Origin of the sequence: Ferrithrix thermotolerans DSM 19514, assembly GCF_900128965.1 — a bacterium.
GTDB lineage: Bacteria > Actinomycetota > Acidimicrobiia > Acidimicrobiales > Acidimicrobiaceae > Ferrithrix > Ferrithrix thermotolerans.
Genome location: NZ_FQUL01000022.1, coordinates 16631 through 36594, shown reverse-complemented (window position 1 = coordinate 36594; position 19964 = coordinate 16631). Strand labels below are relative to the sequence as shown.

Annotated in this window: 20 protein-coding genes and 2 tRNA genes; 12 read left to right on the top strand and 10 right to left on the bottom strand. The window is 50.6% G+C overall.

From position 1 onward, the window contains the following. Nucleotides 1-923 precede the first annotated feature (923 nt). The gene (locus tag BUA24_RS07875; RefSeq protein WP_072791004.1) at nt 924-1502 is read right to left on the bottom strand and encodes a hypothetical protein; all 579 of its coding nucleotides are present in this window, start codon (nt 1500-1502) and stop codon (nt 924-926) included. A gap of 53 nt (nt 1503-1555) precedes the next feature. Further along, the gene (locus BUA24_RS07870; protein ID WP_072791001.1) at nt 1556-2263 is read right to left on the bottom strand and encodes a dihydrofolate reductase family protein; all 708 of its coding nucleotides are present in this window, start codon (nt 2261-2263) and stop codon (nt 1556-1558) included. Between the two features lie 62 nt (nt 2264-2325). On the opposite strand from BUA24_RS07870, the gene zapE reads away from it, so the two are divergent. Next, the gene (gene zapE, locus BUA24_RS07865; protein ID WP_072790997.1) at nt 2326-3384 is read left to right on the top strand and encodes a cell division protein ZapE; all 1059 of its coding nucleotides are present in this window, start codon (nt 2326-2328) and stop codon (nt 3382-3384) included. Here the strand turns inward: zapE and BUA24_RS07860 are convergent. Beyond that, entirely contained in the window at nt 3349-4491 is a 1143-nt protein-coding gene (locus tag BUA24_RS07860; protein ID WP_178138755.1) for a GAF domain-containing sensor histidine kinase, read from the bottom strand. The two genes, zapE and BUA24_RS07860, sit on opposite strands and share 36 nt — an antisense overlap. Here BUA24_RS07860 and BUA24_RS07855 point away from each other — a divergent pair. The 4 genes from BUA24_RS07855 (at nt 4472) to BUA24_RS07840 (ending at nt 7374) form a co-directional block, all read left to right on the top strand. Beyond that, nucleotides 4472-5563: a hypothetical protein gene (locus BUA24_RS07855; RefSeq protein ID WP_178138754.1), complete on the top strand. Its 1092-nt coding sequence runs from the start codon at nt 4472-4474 to the stop codon at nt 5561-5563. The genes BUA24_RS07860 and BUA24_RS07855 overlap by 20 nt on opposite strands. A gap of 464 nt (nt 5564-6027) precedes the next feature. Beyond that, nucleotides 6028-6285 (top strand): transposase, encoded by a 258-nt coding sequence (locus tag BUA24_RS07850; protein WP_072790987.1) that lies wholly within the window; start codon nt 6028-6030, stop codon nt 6283-6285. Nucleotides 6286-6331: 46 nt separating this feature from the next. Continuing rightward, nucleotides 6332-6475: a hypothetical protein gene (locus tag BUA24_RS12510; RefSeq protein WP_178138753.1), complete on the top strand. Its 144-nt coding sequence runs from the start codon at nt 6332-6334 to the stop codon at nt 6473-6475. A 485-nt stretch (nt 6476-6960) separates the two neighbouring features. After that, a complete protein-coding gene (locus BUA24_RS07840) occupies nt 6961-7374 on the top strand; it encodes a hypothetical protein (RefSeq protein ID WP_072790981.1) in 414 nt (137 codons plus the stop codon). Between the two features lie 74 nt (nt 7375-7448). Here the strand turns inward: BUA24_RS07840 and BUA24_RS07835 are convergent, their stop codons facing one another. Beyond that, nucleotides 7449-7691, bottom strand: coding sequence for a hypothetical protein (locus BUA24_RS07835; RefSeq protein ID WP_072790978.1), 243 nt, complete (start codon nt 7689-7691; stop codon nt 7449-7451). A 421-nt stretch (nt 7692-8112) separates the two neighbouring features. On the opposite strand from BUA24_RS07835, the gene BUA24_RS07830 reads away from it, so the two are divergent. Further along, a complete protein-coding gene (locus tag BUA24_RS07830; protein ID WP_072790974.1) occupies nt 8113-9846 on the top strand; it encodes a methyl-accepting chemotaxis protein in 1734 nt (577 codons plus the stop codon). A 173-nt stretch (nt 9847-10019) separates the two neighbouring features. On the opposite strand, the gene BUA24_RS07825 is transcribed toward BUA24_RS07830, so the two are convergent. The 6 genes from BUA24_RS07825 to BUA24_RS07800 form a co-directional block, all read right to left on the bottom strand. Beyond that, the gene (locus tag BUA24_RS07825) at nt 10020-10838 is read right to left on the bottom strand and encodes an SDR family oxidoreductase (RefSeq protein ID WP_072790970.1); all 819 of its coding nucleotides are present in this window, start codon (nt 10836-10838) and stop codon (nt 10020-10022) included. Nucleotides 10839-10959: 121 nt separating this feature from the next. Next, complete coding sequence (locus tag BUA24_RS07820; protein WP_084660322.1) at nt 10960-11574, bottom strand: DsbA family oxidoreductase; 615 nt, start codon at nt 11572-11574, stop codon at nt 10960-10962. Between the two features lie 29 nt (nt 11575-11603). Beyond that, complete coding sequence (locus BUA24_RS07815) at nt 11604-12041, bottom strand: NUDIX hydrolase (RefSeq protein ID WP_072790967.1); 438 nt, start codon at nt 12039-12041, stop codon at nt 11604-11606. Beyond that, the gene (locus BUA24_RS07810; protein ID WP_178138752.1) at nt 12038-12610 is read right to left on the bottom strand and encodes a phosphatase PAP2 family protein; all 573 of its coding nucleotides are present in this window, start codon (nt 12608-12610) and stop codon (nt 12038-12040) included. Before BUA24_RS07810 ends, BUA24_RS07815 begins: the two co-directional genes overlap by 4 nt. 19 nt (nt 12611-12629) lie before the next feature. Continuing rightward, entirely contained in the window at nt 12630-13451 is an 822-nt protein-coding gene (locus BUA24_RS07805; protein ID WP_072790959.1) for a RecB family exonuclease, read from the bottom strand. Between the two features lie 118 nt (nt 13452-13569). Continuing rightward, the gene (locus BUA24_RS07800; protein WP_072790955.1) at nt 13570-14493 is read right to left on the bottom strand and encodes an alpha/beta fold hydrolase; all 924 of its coding nucleotides are present in this window, start codon (nt 14491-14493) and stop codon (nt 13570-13572) included. Between the two features lie 201 nt (nt 14494-14694). On the opposite strand from BUA24_RS07800, the gene BUA24_RS07795 reads away from it, so the two are divergent. The 6 genes from BUA24_RS07795 to clpX all read left to right on the top strand — a co-directional run bounded on the left by BUA24_RS07795 (nt 14695) and on the right by clpX (nt 19932). Further along, entirely contained in the window at nt 14695-15291 is a 597-nt protein-coding gene (locus BUA24_RS07795; RefSeq protein WP_143146459.1) for a DedA family protein, read from the top strand. Nucleotides 15292-15341: 50 nt separating this feature from the next. After that, nucleotides 15342-15416, top strand: a tRNA-Pro gene (locus tag BUA24_RS07790). Between the two features lie 17 nt (nt 15417-15433). Then, nucleotides 15434-15507 (top strand) — tRNA-Gly (locus tag BUA24_RS07785). Nucleotides 15508-16239: 732 nt separating this feature from the next. Continuing rightward, nucleotides 16240-17748 (top strand): trigger factor, encoded by a 1509-nt coding sequence (tig, locus tag BUA24_RS07775; RefSeq protein ID WP_072790944.1) that lies wholly within the window; start codon nt 16240-16242, stop codon nt 17746-17748. Between the two features lie 42 nt (nt 17749-17790). Further along, nucleotides 17791-18438 carry an ATP-dependent Clp protease proteolytic subunit gene (locus tag BUA24_RS07770; protein ID WP_336433314.1) on the top strand — a complete coding sequence of 216 codons (648 nt, stop codon included), beginning with the start codon at nt 17791-17793 and terminating at the stop codon, nt 18436-18438. Between the two features lie 219 nt (nt 18439-18657). Next, complete coding sequence (gene clpX / locus BUA24_RS07765) at nt 18658-19932, top strand: ATP-dependent Clp protease ATP-binding subunit ClpX (RefSeq protein WP_072790940.1); 1275 nt, start codon at nt 18658-18660, stop codon at nt 19930-19932. Nucleotides 19933-19964 lie beyond the last annotated feature (32 nt).

Sequence of the window (19964 nt, the reverse complement as noted above, 5' to 3'; positions counted from 1 at the left end):
CCTAGTTGTGAACAGCGGTACCTTAGGTTCAGAGATGTCCTTGGTGTAACCTGTTCTGCTCTCGTATTGGACACGGAGGCTTATGTCCACACTGTGATGAACCGGTTGCCTACTTGGATCTCGATAACTGATAGACACTCTACTTCCACTGTCAAGGACTAAATAAAGATCAAAAGTCAATGACAGTTCTATAACCATTTACTAAGATAGATACAGTTCCAAAGACTCTATGGCCTATTTGCACAACTTTAGGCACACGACCTAGCAAAGACAAGTTTCACTACCACAATCCATACTTGGAGTGCAACTGGCATGGCGATGCAGACCAGGTGCTGCTATGAACCTAAAGCCTAGGATCGACGATCCTGGCGACCCACCGATCAAGTCTGAATACCGAGATGAAATACTCTAAAGGACAGATCCCTACGCCAAATAGATAGCAGGTCCAAATAAGGCGACGCATCTCTTGGCTAACAAGACCAAAGGGATGCTACCGCTAACTGCGGGAGTCCAAGCAGACCACGACGGGGCAAGTCGGACGTTGGAGATGGTACTACCATCGACTCACAAAGTCCGGTCTATCTGGGGAGGATCGGAGAGACTCAGTTACTAAAAAGCGCAAGGAAAGGGGTGCCTAGGTAATTTGGAGCGGACGAGGAGAGGCTAGCTATCAGCAGAGTGTTTGTTGTGATCGATCTTGCTGGTTGGCTGCTTGCTACCCTAAATGTACCCTTTGGGGCTCTCCATCCACATCGACTTCGTGGAAGAGAACATCGCACGTCTTTGGTGCTTTTCTCTTAGTATTCGTTGGACGCTGAGTGACGTACCGCCTGTCGAAGCCATAGTGCTAATCTGTAGCGTCTAAGGATACGGGCTAAAGTTCGGCTCGTCGGAACTTCTTGGAGACAAGATTTGGACTCAAGCTATGTGAGTCGAGAAAAAGCGGCAGTCCATAGACGGTCGTACCCCACCTCGTCCATGCGTCTAAAGAGTTCGGCGACTGTTTCCACCTCACTTTTTGTGTTCGTGGAGAGATCCGTTCGATGAAGCGACGAAACTAAATCCTCAGCCATAAGTTCTGCAAGACGATACGAAGAACCATTCGCAGGACTCTCCAGAATCTGGAACAGATCTCGTAGCTCTATCTCCTTGTCTGCATTGATCGGACGATTGTATGCGTTCCGATAACGCACAACTCCCAGCGCTAGCTCATAGACGCTGTAAGGTCTAGTGAGACTCAACTCGTACTTGTGCCTGCCATCTTGGAGTGTAAAACCTCCAACGAGTTCACAGTGTCCGCGAATGAGCCACTTTTGTTTACTGGGTAGGACGTCAAACAACTCAGAGATAGTGGGTCCGAGACACCAAGAGGCCTTCACTTCATTCTGGGTTGTAAACAAAGTTATTTCAGATGCCTTACCTTGCTCAAGATACTTCTCTATAGCCTCTGCCATTTCCAAGGAGGAAGCAACGGGTACCCTTTTCCCAATTGAGATCTCCATATGTCTCCTTGATCTCTATGGACTAGATCTATGAAATCTGTCTATTAGAAATTCTAGCCGATCCCATACCTGAGGTATAGGTGGGTTTTGTCCTTGAGTGCAGATATGGTCCTAAGGTCTGTGTCGTTGATCCCGGCGAGGGGGACGTGTTCGTCTTTGCTTACCATCTTGGGTGCCACCGTAACACAGATCTCGTCTACTAAAGAAAGATCCATGAGCCCTGTTAGTAGTCTCGGCCCACCCTCAACCAAGACTGTACCTTTGGATCGCTCAAGTAGCGTCCGAATCACGCTCGGGTAGAACTCTTGATTCGTGGACATTGTGATGAGCTCAAGGGTCTCGTAGGTCTCGGCCATGGGTTGCTCAGACGGAGCAAACACTATGACTTTGTGGTCCTTGGCTCCAAGCGTTGCGAAGCGATCGAGACCTGTGTCTCGAGTCGCTACCACCACGAGAGTCGGTCGTTTGGAAAGGCCCAGGCTGTCTCGAAGACTGCTGTATTTAGGGTACTCCCCGATAGGTCCGTAAGGCTCATCAATGGCTGTCCTTGCCCCGACTACTACAAAGGAAGAGATCGCCCTTAGATGGTGAAAGATGACACGGTCGACAGGGGAGGATAGATCCCTAGAAAGACCTTTATGGGCAAGTGATCCGTTGATGGATGTTACCAAGTTGGCTCTGCATCGGTTGCGTTCTTGTATCGGTGGGTAGAGCTTCAGTAAGGTCTCTTGAGAGATGGTCTCGTCGATCTCTTCGATCACTTGGGGCTCCTAAAATTTATCTTCTTCGCTTATGTACTGCTAATTTCCTCTAGGTTAGTACCGTGAGCTTAGATCACTCCTCAGCCCTTCATGAACTGCGCGACGACGATGCGCTGACTGAGTTAGTTCCCCCTAGGCGCTTCCTATCGATGACCCTCGAGAACTACCTCCCCAACCCTGAATTTCCGTCGCAGGCACGAGCTGTGGGGATGGTGAGGGAGTTTGTAAAGGGTCAAGGCTCAGGTCAGAACGGAGGAGCAGCCCGCCTCTTTACAGTCAGGCGGGCCGCAAGGGGTTCTGGGGAAGGTAGAACGACGAGAGGTAGGGGCCTGTACCTAGATGGCGGATTTGGAGTTGGAAAGACTCACCTGTTGGTAGGAGCGTACAAGGAGTTTCAAGGCAAAAAAGGATATACAACCTTCTCTGACTTGACTTATCTGGTAGGTGCACTAGGTTTCCAGCGTGCCCGAACCCTTCTTAGCCGGTTGAGTCTATTGTGCATAGATGAGTTTGAACTAGACGATCCCGGCGACACAGTCCTTATAAGCAACCTGTGCCTATACCTTGCCCAAGAGGGTGTTAACCTGTTGGTGACGTCGAATACCTTGCCAGATCGCCTCGGGCAAGGAAGGTTTGCGCAGGAGGACTTCCTGAGAGAGATTCAAGGACTTGCAGCTTTCTTCGACGTGGTCCGGGTAGACGGGCCGGACTACAGACACAGAAACTTTGACGTCGGCTCGCTGGCACCCATCTCGTCTAAGAGTCTGCCAAGCGTTGTCCTTTGCGATCCCTCGGCGTTGGTGGTTGAGCTTTCCGAATTGAACGCAATCCTGAGCCGAGTCCATCCAGTGCTATATAGAAGGAGATGTCAAGGTCTAAGTGCAGTTGTGGTCAGATCTGCCGTCACCTTTAGTTCTCAGTCTGCGGCACTGTTGTTCGTTAGTTTCATCGACAAAGCATACGAGATGGAGCTACCGACCGTGGTTTGCGATATCGAGCTCAGAGATATCTTCCCTAAGGAGTTTTTAGACGGGGGATTTAGGGCAAAATACGGAAGATGTATGTCAAGGATGATCTCCATGAACTTAGAGTTTGATCGGTATCTCAAGACGAACACGTAGTCCTTTGTCACGAGGATGCTCAAAGGTTAGAGTCCCACCTATCTCTCGTGCTCGTCTTTGCATATTGGAGATCCCTTTCCCGGTGCTGTGAGAGTTTACGAGTCCCGTTCCGTCGTCGGTCACCGAAAGCGTAAGGACGTGGTTGTCCTTTATCGTGACCTCGACATCGATATGGTTACACTTTGAGTGTCGAACGGCGTTGGATAGCGCTTCTCTCAAAAACGCTAAAGCCTCTTCAGCGTGGCGTTCGTTGACCACGGTGTCGATTGCGCCTGATAAAGAGAGAGAGACTTCGCAGTCGGTGTTGCCCTGGTACTCATTTACCAGTGAAAGTAGCCTATGTCGGACCCCTGTCTTGGAGGTCGCAGGGGCTTCGTTGTCTAAAGCAAAGATCGTCGTGCGGATTTGCTTGATAGTGCTATCTAGTTGGTCGACAAGATCGTAGAGGCGGGACCTTACGCGTTCGTCATCTACTAATTTGATGATGCCCTGCATGGAAAGACCGACAGCGAAGAGCCTCTGAATAACCTCGTCGTGAAGGTCTCTAGCAATTCTTTCCCTCTCTTTTGTGAGAGAGTACTCGTTTGCTTCAGTTAGAAGAAGCGAGTTCTCGATAGCTATTCCCGCCGCTTTGGCAACAGCTAGAACGATGGCTTCATCTTGGTCGTTGAAGTCCGAGCCATCCTCTTTGTCTGTTAGATATATGTTGCCAAAGGCTTTTTTGTTACACAAAACCGGTACTCCAATGAAACTCTTCATAGGAGGGTGGTTTTCTGGAAATCCGGCACTAAGGGGGTGTGCGGATATGTCGGAGAGTCTTATGGGTCGTTGGTCTGTTATGAGCAAGCCCAGTACTCCCTGCCCAGTGGGTAACTCACCGATCGCCCCCTTAGTTTCAGGGTCCAGACCTGTGGTCATAAACTGCTCAAGATGATGTTGAGTTCGATCAAGAACTCCAAGGGCGGCGTAGCGAGCGCCTGTTAATGACTTCGCCGACTCTAACACCTTTCCAAGCAGCGTGGTTAAGGAAAGATCTGATCCGATGAGCAAGACGGCATCTAACAGTTCCCGAAGCTTGTTAGGATCTGTGTGTTCTAAAGCATCCACAGCTTTAGTATATGAGAGATACCAAAGAGAGGGAGGTTCCTCGGTGTTGGACTTTGTCGAACGCGACCTGAAGGCCATGGCGCCAGATCTTAGTGAAGGCGGTCGATTCAAAGACGTTTCAGTGATCTACAGAGTTGACCCGATGTTGGGGAACTCCACGAGGTTGATCCAAGGTTCCAAGCTTCAGCCGTCAGAGTCGCCTGAGTACTCCTTAGTGTCCGAAAGAGATGGGTTCTGCCCTTTTTGTCATGACACGGTAGATTCCGCAACCTTTCCATTTCCGACCGAGATGGTTCCAGGCGGTAAGATCTCGCTGGGCAGGTCTAAGGTCGTCCCTAACATCTTGGCTTATTCAACCTACTCTGCTGTGGGGATTTACGATACAGCACGCCACTTTCTTACTCTGTCCGACTTTGACCAGGCTCTCTTGGCCGATGCCTTCAAGGCGATGGGGTATCACACCCAGATGGTTAGGAGATACGACCCACAGGTCGAGTACTCCTCGATAAACGCAAACTACCTTCCCGCTTCAGGCTCGTCTCTTATACATCCGCATCTTCAATCCTCAAACGACTATGTTCCTCTTACGACGCAGAGGCTTTTTCTGCAAACAGCCAAGGCAAATCCTCGTAGTGAAGATGGACGCACCGTCTTTGATGAGTATGTGAAAGCTGCGAAGGAGATGGGGAGGGCGGTGGCCGATACCGGAAGGATCGACTGGATCACACCTTTTGCTCCCTTGGGTTTCCACGAGGTTTGGGCAGTCTTCAAGGATCTCTCAGACCTTACTGACCTTACCGACTATGACTTTGACGAGATAGCCTACGGGCTATCAAAGGTGCTGGCAGCTTACAGCGACGAGAACCTGTCGTCTTTCAACTTCTCCCTACAGGGCGGAGGGCACGAAGGTTATGAGGTAGGCTACCGTCTCAATCTAAGGATCGTCTCCAGATCCCCCCTTCAACCGCTTTACAGAAGTGATGTCACCTACTTTGAGCGCCTTGGTCTGGAGGCGATGATAGATCTAGCTCCTGAGCTTTGGGCACAGAAAGTGGCGGAGAAGTTTAGCTAAAGCACCTCAAACATCTCTTTGTGTTTGGGTATCGGCGATATCGAGACGTGCAAACTTTGGTGACTGAAGGAGTCTGACTAGATGTCGAATCGCCTGCCCATTCCTTTCCATATACTTCTGAACTGGACAAAGCCTGCTAGCCAATCAAGTTCGCCAGGATAATTGGCCGCTTTGTCTCCACGCTTTGTCGCTTAGATAGAGATGGCGAGCTTCCTGCCAAGCGAACCGCCACCAACTAACGCTACTACACCTAAAACGACTACTTGCGTGTACTTGGACGAGAACCACGTGAACGTAAGACCTACGCCTACCTGTGATTATCCTCTCTAGCGTTAAGACCCGACTTTGCCAGCCAACGTGCTGGCGTTGACCAGTTCTAAATCCCGTCCAACAAGGAAGTGGCCGAGTACTTGGAAGACGTTGGGAGCGGCCTCAACTATGGGCGCAAGCACTTCCTTTGACTCATGGAGGTGGTCGAGCACGGAGAAGTTGCCGACATCGTCATTGCGCACAAGGATGGGCTAGTCCGTTTTGGCTTTGAGTTCTTCGAGATATTCTGCACAGACCACGGTCGTCGGATCACTGTCATGAACGCCGAGTCTTTATCGCCCGAGGAGGAGATGGTCAAAGACTTTCTGAGCATCATCCACTGTTTTTCCTCCCGGCTCTATGGGATCAGACGATATAAGAAGGCCGAGTTCGTTGCGATGGTGAGGTCGTGAGAGTCAAAGCACAGGACGAACAAGTGCCACGTCGCTGTGTGCGCAGGTGCTTGGTTCATCTGAAGGGGGTAAGGCTAGCGAACTTGCTGCGCTCATCGGTGCCTACGCTCGGGAGAAGAACGATCTCTTGAAAGCACTTACGCCTGCAGTGTTCTTGAAGCTCCCTGGCGCAGAAGCATACCGGGACTAGTTGGTCAAGCAGCAGTACCCAAGCCCTTCTGGGCTCCAAGCCCGTCTGTGGAAGATGGCGGCAAACAACGCCTATGAGACGATGGTCAAGCACTGGGCGTCCATCTTAGAGAGTCTTCGCCCACTTGTCCACCGGATGCGCAACTGGACCGTTGCGATGCGCCATAACGCATTGTGGTTGCTTGCCAGCCCGACGCAAGTTGCTGCCTCGCAGCAGGTGAAACGCCCCTTTCCGACGATTTCGACATACCAAAGGCCGAGTGTAGTGCGGTGGTGAAGATCATCGCCCGTGAGGTATGCAAGTGTGTTGTGCGCCTTCCTGGCGTCAAGACAGCCAGCAGCATGACCCTGGATGCGAACGTGTACACCGTTACGACATCCGTGACCGGGCACCAGCAGATCGAGGTTATGGGATTTGCGTAGCGTCAGCACATCACGTTCCCGCTGCTCTGAAGTGGTCCCATCTCAGGGAACGTCCGGGTCGTCATGGAACCAGGGGCGCGCACGTGTGCAATCAACACCACCTTCGAGCTGAAGGTCCACAAAGATACCCCCGCTGGTGAGGACGCTGGGATAGACATCGGCCAGAGCGAAGTCTTAACCGACGATCACGGCAAGCGCTACGGGAAGCAGTTCGGCAAGTTCCTAAAGCGTGCATCTAATGTCGATCCGGATAAGGGACGCAAGCGTAACAAGGGCCACGCTGTCAGACACAAGACCCTAGCTCCTCAAGACAAGGCCAAGACTAGGCGCATCACGACAAACAACCCTGGCGTGAAGAAACTCAACACTAAAAGCAAGAAGCATCAAGCCGAGTGTGCTCGATTTCTGAACACGGCGTACAGCCAGTCCCTGCGCCATCGCAAACCACGTCGATTTGCTCAGGAACGGCTCGACTGACCTGACAAGGCGAAGTCCAAGGCCATGTCCGGGTGTACAGTGCGGATGCGCAATAGAACCATCAACGAACGATCTCACTTCAAGGCATCGGCAGCCGACGTCTGCCGAAAGCGGGTCAACCCAGCCTTTAGCTCACAACAATGTCCTCGTTGGGTTATGTCCATCCAGAGAACCCCAAGGCGGACAAGTTCGTCTGCCTCTACTGCGGGTGGATACGCCATTGTGATCGGGTTGAAGCGCCCAACCTGCGAAACAGGATGGATGAGCCTGAGATCACCCTTTGGATGTTGAAGGGTCAGGTTCGGACCATTCTGCACAATAGGTTCTCGCGAAGGACTGGCAAGACCCCTAATTTGAAGTTGAAAGGCGACTGTTGTGGGGTGGACTCCAAGCGCCAGGTGACCACGGCGGACATTTCTTGGGAGCAGAGACGCAAGTGAAAGGCGATGGGGAATGATCTGTCCTGTCAGTCACCGTCATCGACCACCCTGGTCAAGCGGAGAGCGAAACGGCTGTGGAAATCCACTGCTTGTTCAGTGATCGACCAGGCAGGACTCGTTCCGACAGTAGGAAAACCACAGCCAAAATGCCTAAGCACCCTGGCAATCACACTTAGGTTGGTGATGTTGCGTGTGTGATGAACAGGTGTGGATAGGAATTATGGAACAGGTTCTAGGTAAAGTCTTCGCCAGATAGTTCCGAACTTACCGTATCTACTTAGATCAGGAGTAAGGTGCGATGACGGTTGTAAAGAAGGCGACTTTAGGGCTTTTAAGTGTTGCTGTTGTTTCGATGGTGCTATCGTTCATGGTTTTCACCAGAGCAAGTAGCTCTCAAGAGGGTGTCACGCGATACAAAGATGTGTACTACGTCGCAAATGTAAATACCTTGGAGATGGTTACTGCGTTTTACACCTTTGATGATCAGATGAACATGTACGTACTTGTCGCCTACGCATACCCTCATCAAGGCTCGCTCATTCAGCAAACCTACGTTCAGGCTATGCAGGGTAAGGAACAACTCGGAGCCCTAATTGCGTCGTCAAAGAAGCTGGAGCGCTTCGAGCCGGGATCCGACTCCCTCCTCGCTCGTGTCCAAAGGGATTATCTTGCTTACTCCAACTACGCAAGTCAGGTACATAGTGCGGTCTTGTCCCACAACGTGAGCAAAGCAGCCTATATCCAGACTATCGGCAACCTAAACCCGTCAAACGATATCATGGTTGCGCTAGGCAAGCTCCAGGCTCTTACCGTAAAGGATTCCTCTGGTGAACTCGGGGCTGTGAGTTCGCTACAGAACTCCACGAAGCTAGTTGTCATCACTATGGTTCTAGCCGATGCACTGGTACTGGGCGTTTTGTTTATCCTCTTTAGAAGGATCTTTATCACTCCCCTGCTATCGCTGGACCGTAAGCTCGCAGCCTTAGCAGACGGATCTGAGGATATCAACTCCGAGCTTCCCGAGGTCTCCTCCGATGAGTTTGGCCAGATTGCCCGAAGTTTCAACGGGTTTAGACGACGGCTCATGGCAGCCATGGGTCAGGTGGCTTCCTCTGTGAAGGTGCTCGAGGTGGCGGCTTCGGGTCTTAAAGAGATGTCAGACGACTTGGCCGACGTCTCAGACGATACTGCTATCAGGGCAGAGCAGGTCTCAGCAAGTGCAGACCAGATCGTCTCTAATGCGGCTGCGGTATCGGAGGCCACAGATGAGATGAGGCTTGCCATTACAGAGATAGCATCGTCTGCATCCAAGGCTGCCCGTGTGGCTTCTTCCGCTGTTGGTGTAGCATCGAACGCCTCTGACACTGTTAGGCGACTGGGTGACTCCTCTAATGAGGTTGGTGAGGTAGTAAAGACGATAAACGACATAGCGGAGCAGACTAACCTTCTTGCGCTAAACGCTGCGATCGAAGCCGCTAGGGCGGGCGACGCTGGTCGAGGCTTTGCGGTAGTCGCCTCGGAGGTGAAAGACCTAGCAAAAGACACAGCGGTTGCGACCGAAGATATCGCCAAGAAGATGGAGGCGATTCAAAGCGACACGGAGCAGGTGATAGCAGCGATCGCGCAGATCTCCGATGTGATACGTGAGATCAGTGATCTGCAGTCCTCTATTGCATCAGCGGTAGAGGAGCAGTCTGTGACAACCAATGAGATAGGCAGGGTAGCTGCGGAAGCTGCACAAGGCTCCTCGGACGCAGTGAACCACATAGCTGAGGTCGTGACAACGGCGCATGAATCAAAAGCAAAGGTTGAATCCACAAGACGCTCGGTCTCAGATCTTGAGAAGGTCGCGTTAGAGCTGAGTCAGTTAGTCTCTCGCTTTACCTCGGTTCCTAACTCAAAGTCTCACAGTTCAGAAGACCCAGAAGATATCTTTGATTCAGCGGGGACAACGCGCTCTCGTACCGTGAGACCTCGCTTTGGTATCCCCGAGAGTCTTGAGAGGCTGGCTTTACGAAGAAACGGTCGCTAGCAACCATCCCCTTATCTTCACGAGCTTTCCGAGTCGGCCATAGGTGTCTACATCAGCTACGGTTGTGGTTAGTGCTTCGATCTAGGAGGGGGATGTAGGTGTAAGATAACCCTTTAATCAATCACTCGGGGGTTCCGATTGTTAGATGATGAGAGGCTTTTTGTACCAAGCGCCTATTGGCTTGCCGGTGCTATAGTCTGGTTTATTTTGCTCATGGACTTGATCCAGCGGTTGTAGTCGGATACCTTGTTTGCAAGGTACTTCTTGACTTCTGGGTGTGGCAAAATGAGGAACTCCTCCTTGATCATTGAGTCTATGACACACGCCGCAACCCGGTCGGGTTCGAGAACTTCGCCGAAGCTTAGAACTGAGCGTTGAGGGACAGTTGAATCGACCAAAGTTTCCCCAACAGGAAAAAGCATTTTAGTGTTTACTCCCTGTGGCGCAAGACATGACACTCGGATTCCCAAAGGTCCGTAGGTGATCGCCATCCACTCAGCAAGCCCCACAGCGGCATGCTTACTTACGCTATAGGGTGCAGCACCGAGATTCGTGAGCAGTCCAGCCGCAGATGCGGTATTGATGAGATATCCCTCACCCTTTTTCGTCATTGACTCTAGTACTGAGCGAGCACCATAGATGTGTGCCATGACGTTCACCTTGTAAGAGTCTATCCAGTCCTTGTTGGGTGCCTCTACGCCACCGGACCGTGCGATTCCGGCGTTTGAGCATAGAACGTCGATGCCCCCACAGTCCGCTGCGAACTCAGACAGAGCAGACCTGTAAGCGGTTTCGTCGGTAACATCTGTCTCGATAAAGACTAGTCTCTCTCGATACTCTGATAGTTCTACCCTGGTGCTATCTAGAGCTCTGCTGTCTAAATCTACGACCGCCACTCGGCTAACATTATTGTCTAAAAACGCCTTTACCAGCGCCAAGCCGATGCCAGACGCACCACCGGTAACTACAACTGCTTTGTCTCTTATCTCCACGGCTCCGCCCACTCCTTAGAGCATGTTCCTAGCGCAATACTACCTCTGTCACTGAACTAAAAACAGTCACGTCCCGTGGGAGGGGCTTATGGATTGCGCTGGTTAAAGGGTCGTTTGGGAGTTAGCGAGGAATCTGAGTATGCTTTATTTCGTTGAAGTCGGAATGGTTTACGATGGCGTCGAGAACGTACTCGATTGTGGCCAAAGCAGTGTTGCTGTCGCCTTTGGGTCTTGTCATAACACGTGCGAAGGTTGCGGTATCGTTGATAAAGAAGGTGGGGACGCCAAAGACCTGGTACTTCTCGACCGATTCCTCGTGCTTGGACCTAAACACCTTCAAGATGTCGCCGTCTTTGATCTCTTTTCGTATCGCTGCTGCGTCAAGGCCGTGCTTAGTTAATACCTCAGCAACGACGTTCCAGTCTGTTATATCCTTAGCCTGATCGTGTCGTGCTGAGAAAAGATCAAGGTGGAGATCGTAGAAGATCTCTGGATAGTCTCGTCTAACAATTAAGCCCGTTGCGATTGCGTGGAGGTCTTTCTCTCTTGTCGGGTCGTCCCACACTGAAGGCTCATCCTCTTCTATGTGAACCTGTGTCAGGGAAAACGGTATGAACTCTACTTCCCAGTCGGCTCCCGCCTTTAGGGCGGTAACGAGATGTTCATGTATGTTTCTAGCGAATGGACACCGATAGTCCCAGTTGACTCCAAATCTCATAGAGTGTATAACCGTCATAAAGGTATTTCTATTTCAATTCCTTAGGCTTATATGGAGTAAAGATCAAAGGAACTCTCTGTCACGAGACTTTCGGCCGCTTTTAGTATCTCGATATCGTTCGGGTAAGAAAGGATCTTTGCGGCTTCAGATAGAGGTACCCACATTACCTTGTCTACCTCATCATTTGCTTCGAACTCGCTGTATCTTGCAGGGGTCATGACAAAGTAGGTTACTAATTTGTCTTTAGCGACCTCTGAAGTCGAATACCCAATGGTTGCAAGTTCCTGGAGAGCCCTACCTGCGGTGGAAGTCTCTTCTTGAACTTCCCTGAGGGCCGTCTGGAGAGTTGTTTCTCCCGGTTCTGACTTACCCTTCGGAAAGCTCCAGTCGTTGTAACGAGGGCGATGTATGATGAGGACCTCAAGATCTCCGCTGTTTCGGCGCAAGACAACGCCTCCTGCTGCATAGGTGGCATCAGTATTCAATTTGAACCCCCGAAGACCTTAGTTACAGTGCGCTTGGCAACGTTGGCAAATACCCACCCAACGCCGACACCAGCTATCACATCTGACGCGTGGTGAATCTTTACGTGTACCCGGGACATTACCACCGTTGCTGCAAAGATGCGAATCGGCCACTTTAGGTACTTTACATCTCCAAATAAGACGGCGGCACAGGTTGCGGCCGTTGCGTGGCCAGAAGGAAACGAAGACGTGAGGGGTTGCCGAAGCGGTAAGGGGCGGTCTCCCACATGAATCGGTCGCTGGCGACGAAATATGGTCTTTACGATCACGTTTACAAACCCCGACTCGGCAAAAAGTATGGCTGCGGCTTGAAGTGCTTCTTTTTTGTATCTTGGCCTCAAGAAGTAGAGGGAGAGTGCGACGATAAACCAGATTATGGAGTGATCGGCGAGAGCTGAGGCGGAGTAAAAGAGTTTGTTTGCACCCTCTTTGTGCCTCAGAGGTTCAAACGCCGAATCTACTGCACTGTCGAGGCGACTAACGATCTCTATGATTTTGTTACGTGAAGCGGTAGCATCTCGGTCAAACACTCTCAAGGAATCTAGCAACCTACTTCGTCAATTTAAGCACCGTTGAGGGATTTGGTCTCTGCGTGCAGGGGTTGTTGGCGGGACAGATCATCGAGTAGTGGCAGTAGCTACAGAGATGTGATGGCCGAGGACGAAAGTCGTCGTTTTCACAGGCGTACACCACGGCCTTCCAGATAGCTCCGGTCTTCATTTTGAGCGCACGGGTTGATCGCTCGGTAGGGTGAGACTCGATGGTCACTTTGTCTTTTAAGTAAAGAAGCTGGACCGACTTAGGTCGGGAACCTAACACGCTTTCACACAGATAAGCATAGAAATGCACGCCGATCAACTTCTCTTGCTCTTTCACCATCGATGGCATGCGTCCAGTCTTATAGTCAACGACCGTAAGTGAACCGTCGGAGTTGAGGTCAAGCCTGTCTATGATACCGCGCAGGCGCACTCCCTCAAACTCTGTCTCAAGCATGATCTCGGTACCTATGACCTCAACTTGGTTTGGATCTTCGATTGAGAAGTCGGCACGAACCATGTCCCAAACGGAGTCTTTGTAGGTTATACGGGTCTTTTCGTCCATGGCCTCTATCAGGGCAGAGAACGGCTCATGGTCGCAGTAGTCATGGTAGACAGAGTCAAAGATCTCTCTTGCGACTTCCTCGCTACGTTTGCCCTTCGGAACATCGAAGTAGAGTCGATCTAACACTCTGTGAGCGATCGATCCCCTCATGGTCCAGATGTTGGTCGGCTGGGGAACCTTATCTATGACCGATAGCCTGAAAGCGAATGCACACTCTCTAAAAGTGGTTACCTTCGTTGGCGTTAGCGATCCAGGTATAGGTAACGGCATAATCTTTCAACGTGTCCTAATTTGCTTATCAGCTTATTTTGAAGACCAATCTAGTCGAACGGGATGTAGCTTCAAGCTTGATTGAGCGCTAGCGCTCCCAAGAGAAGCTCGAAATACCTCAGAGTGCTCTAAAGTTCCTCGCCGCTCCAAGCTTGGATATGAGACTCCCGACCAGTGATGGGTGAGTCATAGGTCCAAAGTGGCCGACGCCTCTAACCTCGACAGCGGTTCCATTGACCAACTGAGTCGCTAGGTCTTGGAAGTGGTTTCCGTCGAAGGTGTCGGTGCTTGCTCCGTATAACACAAAGACCCGGTTGTCTATGAGAGAGAGCGATTCGTAGGCTCTGTGGACTCCTCCCAGGGTATAGATGCGTGCCTCGATCTCTCTCTTGCAGCGCAAAGAAACTGTTCCATCTGATAATTGGTCGAAACCGCTGGTCACATAGTCTGCCACGACGCTTTTGGAAAACCTAGCCATTGGCTCTTTACTTATAAAGTTTGTGTATGCCTCCTCGAAGGAAGAGAAGGTACTACGCCGTCTGGCTGCCGCCTTTGCCAGTGGGCTATCTTCGTCTGCTACGGCATCGATTCCGCGATTATCGATGATGATCGGTTCGAAAAGAAAGACGGTATCAGCGGCCGGGTTGTTGGACTCCAGAGACAAAATCGCCGCAGCACCTCCCATGGAATGACCGAATATATCGATATGCTGATAACCCATAGACTCTAGGAAGCCTGTTGCTTCTTTGACATCGGAGGCAAAGTGGCTCCATTCGAAACTTTCATCTGCGTAGGCTTTCGAGAGTCCGTGACCTCTGAAGTCGATCGCATAGACGTCCCAAGTCGACCCCAGGGACTTTGCTAGCTCCCTGTAGGTGCATCCTGAGAATCCGGTGGCATGAAGGACAATCATAGCTCGCTGTCGCTCTGACCCTGAGCTTAGGAGATATATCGGTATCTCGCTACCGTCTTGCGCTACTAAAGTCGAGATTGGCTTGCACGTGTCCATCAAATTTAGACGGTGGTTTTTTTCAGAGCTCATCGGTTCCACAATTTAGTCTTACATTATCCTCTAATTTGCACATCTGTTAGAGAGGCTGGTGATTGGATCGTATCTTTATGGCAGGTACCAGGCCATGGGATCGTCGATCTCGCTCATCGCAAAGACGGATTTTTCTGTGTTTAGACTAAGACTTTCACCATTCCTAACCGCTTCAGCGCAAAAAATAACTACTCTTTGTGCGTGCAACATTTAATCTCTTCCTACGGCATCTTGGCGATCTTTGTGCTCATGGTGTTAGAGTCTGCCGCAATACCGGTTCCGTCCGAGTTGGTTATGACCTTTGGTGGGTTTTTGGCTATACACGGTCATCTGAATCTGGCCGAGGTAGTGGCAGCCGGGGTAGTAGGAAACGTCGTGGGCAGTTACATCGCCTGGTTAATCGGACGCTATGTCGGTAGGGCTGTGATCTTGTCCTTTGGAAGGTATCTCCTCATCAAGGAAGACGATCTAGCCAAGGCGGAACGGTGGTTTGAAAAAAGAGGGGAACTGGCTGTCTTTGTAGGGCGGCTATTACCTGTTGTGAGGACCTTTATCTCGATTCCAGCGGGTGCGGGGGAGATGAGGCTTGTGCGCTTTGGTCTTTACACCCTTCTTGGATCGATCCCGTTCGATCTGGCACTAGCGGTTGCGGGCTATGAGCTAGGCTCCAACTACTCAAGTGTGGTAAGGGCTGTACAAGACTCTGGGTACGTGATCGCTGCTCTAGTCGTATTGGTGGTGGTGGCGTTCTTCTATGTAAGGTTCAAGCAGAAAAAGAACCTTGCGGGTTCTAACTAGGAGGCAAGACCTAAGCAAACATCTACTAAAGTATTACAGATCGGTGATCTCGGGAAGTGGCGCAGTGGTAGCGTACCTGCTTTGGGAGCAGGGGGTCGCGGGTTCGAGCCCCGCCTTCCCGACCAGGTGGCCGTATAGTTCTGCGGGTGTAGTTCAATGGTAGAACACCAGCCTTCCAAGCTGGACATGCGGGTTCGATTCCCGTCACCCGCTCCATGGTTTTGAAGGCTCTTTGTTTGCGCTGGTGATCTCCCCATCGACCACGCGCTCTTGAGAGACAAGATGGCCGGTGACCAACCGTTTGCGTTGCCGTGATTGGCTTAAAAGATGTTGTTCCGAAGAGAGCATAGTCCAAGCAGAGCGTTTGGGACATGAAAGAAATGTGGTCCTCCTAGGTTGGTCGTGGTATTTGGCGGTCTGGATCCCTTACGAAACGACAATGGAGTCAAGGGCGTGCCGGCTCAGAGCAGTGCTCTCACTCTTTGGTGCACTCTTTGGTGTTGAAGTTCAAAAAGTCAAAGTTGCGTCTCTATATCTGCCTAAACCAAGATCTTTCGGTATGGCCTCTTGTTTAAAAACGTTCTCTAGGTGCGGCAATTTAGTGCTCGTTAGAAACTATCGGCTCATCGATTTTGCTGGGAGCACCTCTAAGCAAGGGTGACTTCATGTATGAGTCGAGGGTGCGTGGAGCTTGAGGTGTGAGCCGAATTAGCTCTTTCTAAGCAGGATGCGAGACAGGGTTGTGCCAAAAAGAGGTTTGATCTCTGTGAAAGCTTCAAATGCTCCATGTCGATCAACTGTAGTTTGGTCCTTAAAGTCTCTGGTGGGCTCTGAACATCTCGGTGGAGCCATGTAGGTGGCGGTGATCTCTTTTACACGTGTGGTATTTTCATATGTTTAGCGCTAGTGTGAGTTTGAAGGCAAAAGAGGGGGTAAGCTTACTTCGCTATGCGCTCAAGTGCTCAAAATACAGATGAAAAGAATAAGGTTCAACTCACGATCGACATAAGAGAAGAGGAGCTAAGTCCCTTCGTTGATCAGGCAGTTCGAAAGATCAACAGACAGGCTGTAATCCCGGGTTTCCGTCCAGGTAAGGCTCCCCGAAAGATTCTCGAGGCTCGCATTGGTCAAAAAGCCCTTCGACAGCAAGCTATCGAGGATGCGCTCGACTCTTACTACCAAAGGGCGCTTTTAGATAACGGCGTCGATGCGATCGCAGCTCCTGGTGTTGAGGTTGTAGAGGGCGCTGAGCAGGGGGATGTGAAGGTTGAACTTTCAGTCGAAGTTAGACCCGTTGTAACGGTAGAAGGCTACGACGAGCTTGAGATCGAGATTGAACGTCCATATGTAACCGACGACGATGTAGAGGAGTATGTGAAGGTCTTGGCCGAACAGGTTGGCCAGCTAAAAGAGGTTCCTAGGCCAGCACAAGAGGGCGATACCGTAACCGTTGATCTCGTGGTTCTTGTAAATGGCGTTGAGGATCAATCTGAAAGCGTAAGTGATCTAACCTTCAGGGTTGGAAGAGGCCAGGTGGATCCCCAGATCGAAAAGGCGGTAGTTGGCAAGGCGTCGGGTGAAGTGGTCGAGGTGTCATCCAAGGGACAAGATCAAGACGAACAGCCCGAATCAGAGGATAACTCTGAAGATTCCGAGGCTGTAGCCGAAGATCAGGTCTCTGAGGAAACAGACGCAAAAGATGGTGATGATCATGTAGCTAGAGTTACCGTCAAGTCTGTAAAAGAAATGGAGATCCCAGAGCTAACAGACGAACTCGCTTCTGAGATAAGCGAGTTTGAGACGTTAGAAGAGCTCAGAAACGACATCAGATCCGAACTCTCAAAGATGCGTCTGGCTCGTGCCCGTACCATGTACAGATCCCTTCTCGTGGACTCGCTGCTAAAGCTAGTAGAGCCTAAAGATATCCCCCAATCTTTACTAAGTGCGGAGGTAGACTCTCAACTCCATCAATTCGGACATCAACTTCAGAGCCAGGGTCTATCTTTGAGACGTTACTTTGAACTGACAAACCAAAGTGAGCAAGATGTCTTAGTTGAGGTATACGGAGCTGCTCACAGGAACGTTCTCTTCGATTTGGCTCTCAGAGCTGTTGCTTACGCTGAGGCTTTAGAGGTAACCGATGAAGAGATAGAGAGTTACCTTGCAAAAAGACAGCACAGTGGAGTTGACCTGTCGAAGTCAGAGGAACAAACAGAGTTGGAGCGACTTGAAGCCCGGGTCGAATTGCTAAAGGAGAAGGCTTTCAAGGTTCTGCTAAAAAAGGCGCGTATCAAGACGACCGAAGGTGAAGCGATAGAGCTTGCTGATATCGATCCAGAGTCCGCTGGTGAACTAGACGGTGGTGTCAAGGACTCCTCTGTGAGAGACCCGGCTGTTGACGGTGGCGATGCCGGAGAAAGTTCCGAAGATCTTGAAGATTCAAATTCCAATAGTTAGCGGATGTACCCTAGACTCTAGCTGTGATAAAAGTTGAACGAGATGGAAAGGGTTGGCTCGGTGACCATGTCTGAGAGTTACAACGTTTATATGCCGACCGTTATAGAGTCGAGCTCCAGAGGTGAGAGGGCTTACGATCTGTACTCACGTCTCCTCAGAGAGCGAGTCATCATTTTAGGAACCCCGATCGACTCCACGGTAGCCAACCTTGTGTGTGCCCAGCTAATTTTCTTGGAGTATGAAGATGCAGAGAAAGATATCAGTATCTATATCAACTCCCCAGGAGGGGAGATCACTTCGCTGTTTGCGATTTACGACACGATGAAGTACATAAAGCCCGACGTATCGACGTTTTGCCTTGGACAGGCTGCCTCGGCGGCAGCCGTGTTATTGGCAGCTGGGGCGAAAGGTAAGCGCTTTGCTCTGCCTCATGCTAGGGTTCTGTTGCATCAGCCCTATGGAGGGGTCGGTGGTCAAGCTACAGACATCGAGATACAGGCGAAAGAGATAATGCGAATGCGTGATCTACTAAATGAGATGTTGTCTCAGGATACGGGTCAACCCATCGAAAGAATCGCCAAAGACACCGATCGAGACTTCATCCTTGAGGCTGCTGAGGCAGTTGAGTACGGCATCGTTGACGAGGTTATTTCCTCGAGGGACGCCATGCTTCACAGCGGCGTTGCATGAGGGATTAGAGCTTAGACAGAGACCATTAATATTATCTTGATAAAGGGTCAATCAAATGGAAGTATCTCATCTTTGTAATTGTCGGTATAGTCGACTTTGTGGAGGATGGTAGCGAAGGGCACGACCTTGATGGTTTGTTCTTCTCTAAAGGTGGCTTCCTCGTTAGGGTTACCTTGGGTGTGACTTCCACCCAAGGTCAGCAGAGAGTTAGAGGTCTTAATGGCAAAGTTCGGTGAGGGTCAGGAAGTTGTAAAGTGCAGCTTCTGCGGTATGTCTCAAAAGCAGGTTCGCAAACTAATCGCCGGCCCTGGGGTGTACATCTGCGACAAGTGTATTGAACTTTGTAACGATATAATCGACGAAGAGGCTCCGGATCCCAGCGAAGTAAAGTTTGACAAGTTGCCCAAGCCAAAGGAGATCTTTGAGTTCCTAGACAGCTACGTCGTAGGTCAAGAAGATGCAAAAAAGATTCTCTCAGTTGCTGTTTATAACCACTACAAGCGAGTACAAAACGGTGGTTTGAAAAATCATGACGTGGAGTTAGGCAAGTCAAACGTCTTGCTGTTGGGTCCCACCGGATGTGGTAAGACCTTGCTCGCCCAGACACTCGCAAGAATGTTGAATGTTCCGTTCGCTATTGCCGATGCAACGGCTCTGACCGAAGCTGGTTACGTGGGCGAGGACGTGGAGAACATTCTATTGAAGCTGATTCAGGCGGCAGAGTTCGATGTCAAAAAGGCTGAAACTGGCATTATCTACATAGATGAGATAGATAAGATCGCCAAGAAGAGCGAAAATCCCTCGATAACAAGGGATGTCTCCGGAGAAGGCGTTCAACAGGCGCTACTAAAGATCCTGGAAGGTACTGTGGCCTCAGTTCCGCCACAGGGGGGACGAAAGCATCCTCATCAAGAGTTCATCCAGATCGACACGACCAACATTCTCTTTATCTGTGGAGGTGCTTTCGTGGGTCTAGATGAGATAATAGAGTCTAGGGTCGGAAAGAAAGCGTTAGGGTTTAAGTCCCAGCCCTTTGGAAAGGACTATCAAGAGGCACAGGTACTAAAGAGGGTGCTTCCGGAGGACCTCTTGAAGTTTGGTCTCCTTCCAGAGTTTATCGGTCGCCTTCCGGTAGTGGGAGCGGTTTCGAATCTCGACAAGTCGGCGTTGATGAAGATCTTAGTTGAACCAAAGAACGCCCTCATAAAGCAGTTTCAAAAGATCTTTGAACTTGATGGTATTGAGTTAGAGTACACAGAAGACGCTATCGAGGCCGTCGCTGAACAGGCTCTGTTGAGAGGAACCGGCGCTAGAGGACTTAGGGCAATAGTCGAAGAGGTTCTGCTTGACGTGATGTACGATCTTCCTTCAAGAGAAGACGTTGGTCGATGCGTCATTGATAGGCGAGTAGTTCTTGAGCACGTTGCTCCAACTCTCGTTCCTCGCATTCCCGAGCCGAACCGACCTGATCGTTCACGACGCGTGGCATCCTAGTACAGCTCAAGAGACCTTTCGGTAGTCGATTT

Bases quoted from the DNA above. Each gene is read 5' to 3' on its own strand.
- BUA24_RS07875 (WP_072791004.1), bottom strand. From the start codon at position 1,502: ATGGAGATCTCAATTGGGAAAAGGGTACCCGTTGCTTCCTCCTTGGAA.
- BUA24_RS07850 (WP_072790987.1), top strand. From the start codon at position 6,028: ATGGAGGTGGTCGAGCACGGAGAAGTTGCCGACATCGTCATTGCGCAC.
- BUA24_RS07840 (WP_072790981.1), top strand. From the start codon at position 6,961: ATGGAACCAGGGGCGCGCACGTGTGCAATCAACACCACCTTCGAGCTG.
- BUA24_RS07830 (WP_072790974.1), top strand. From the start codon at position 8,113: ATGACGGTTGTAAAGAAGGCGACTTTAGGGCTTTTAAGTGTTGCTGTT.
- BUA24_RS07820 (WP_084660322.1), bottom strand. From the start codon at position 11,574: ATGACGGTTATACACTCTATGAGATTTGGAGTCAACTGGGACTATCGG.
- BUA24_RS07805 (WP_072790959.1), bottom strand. From the start codon at position 13,451: ATGCCGTTACCTATACCTGGATCGCTAACGCCAACGAAGGTAACCACT.
- BUA24_RS07800 (WP_072790955.1), bottom strand. From the start codon at position 14,493: ATGAGCTCTGAAAAAAACCACCGTCTAAATTTGATGGACACGTGCAAG.
- tig (WP_072790944.1), top strand. From the start codon at position 16,240: ATGCGCTCAAGTGCTCAAAATACAGATGAAAAGAATAAGGTTCAACTC.
- BUA24_RS07770 (WP_336433314.1), top strand. From the start codon at position 17,791: ATGGAAAGGGTTGGCTCGGTGACCATGTCTGAGAGTTACAACGTTTAT.
- clpX (WP_072790940.1), top strand. From the start codon at position 18,658: ATGGCAAAGTTCGGTGAGGGTCAGGAAGTTGTAAAGTGCAGCTTCTGC.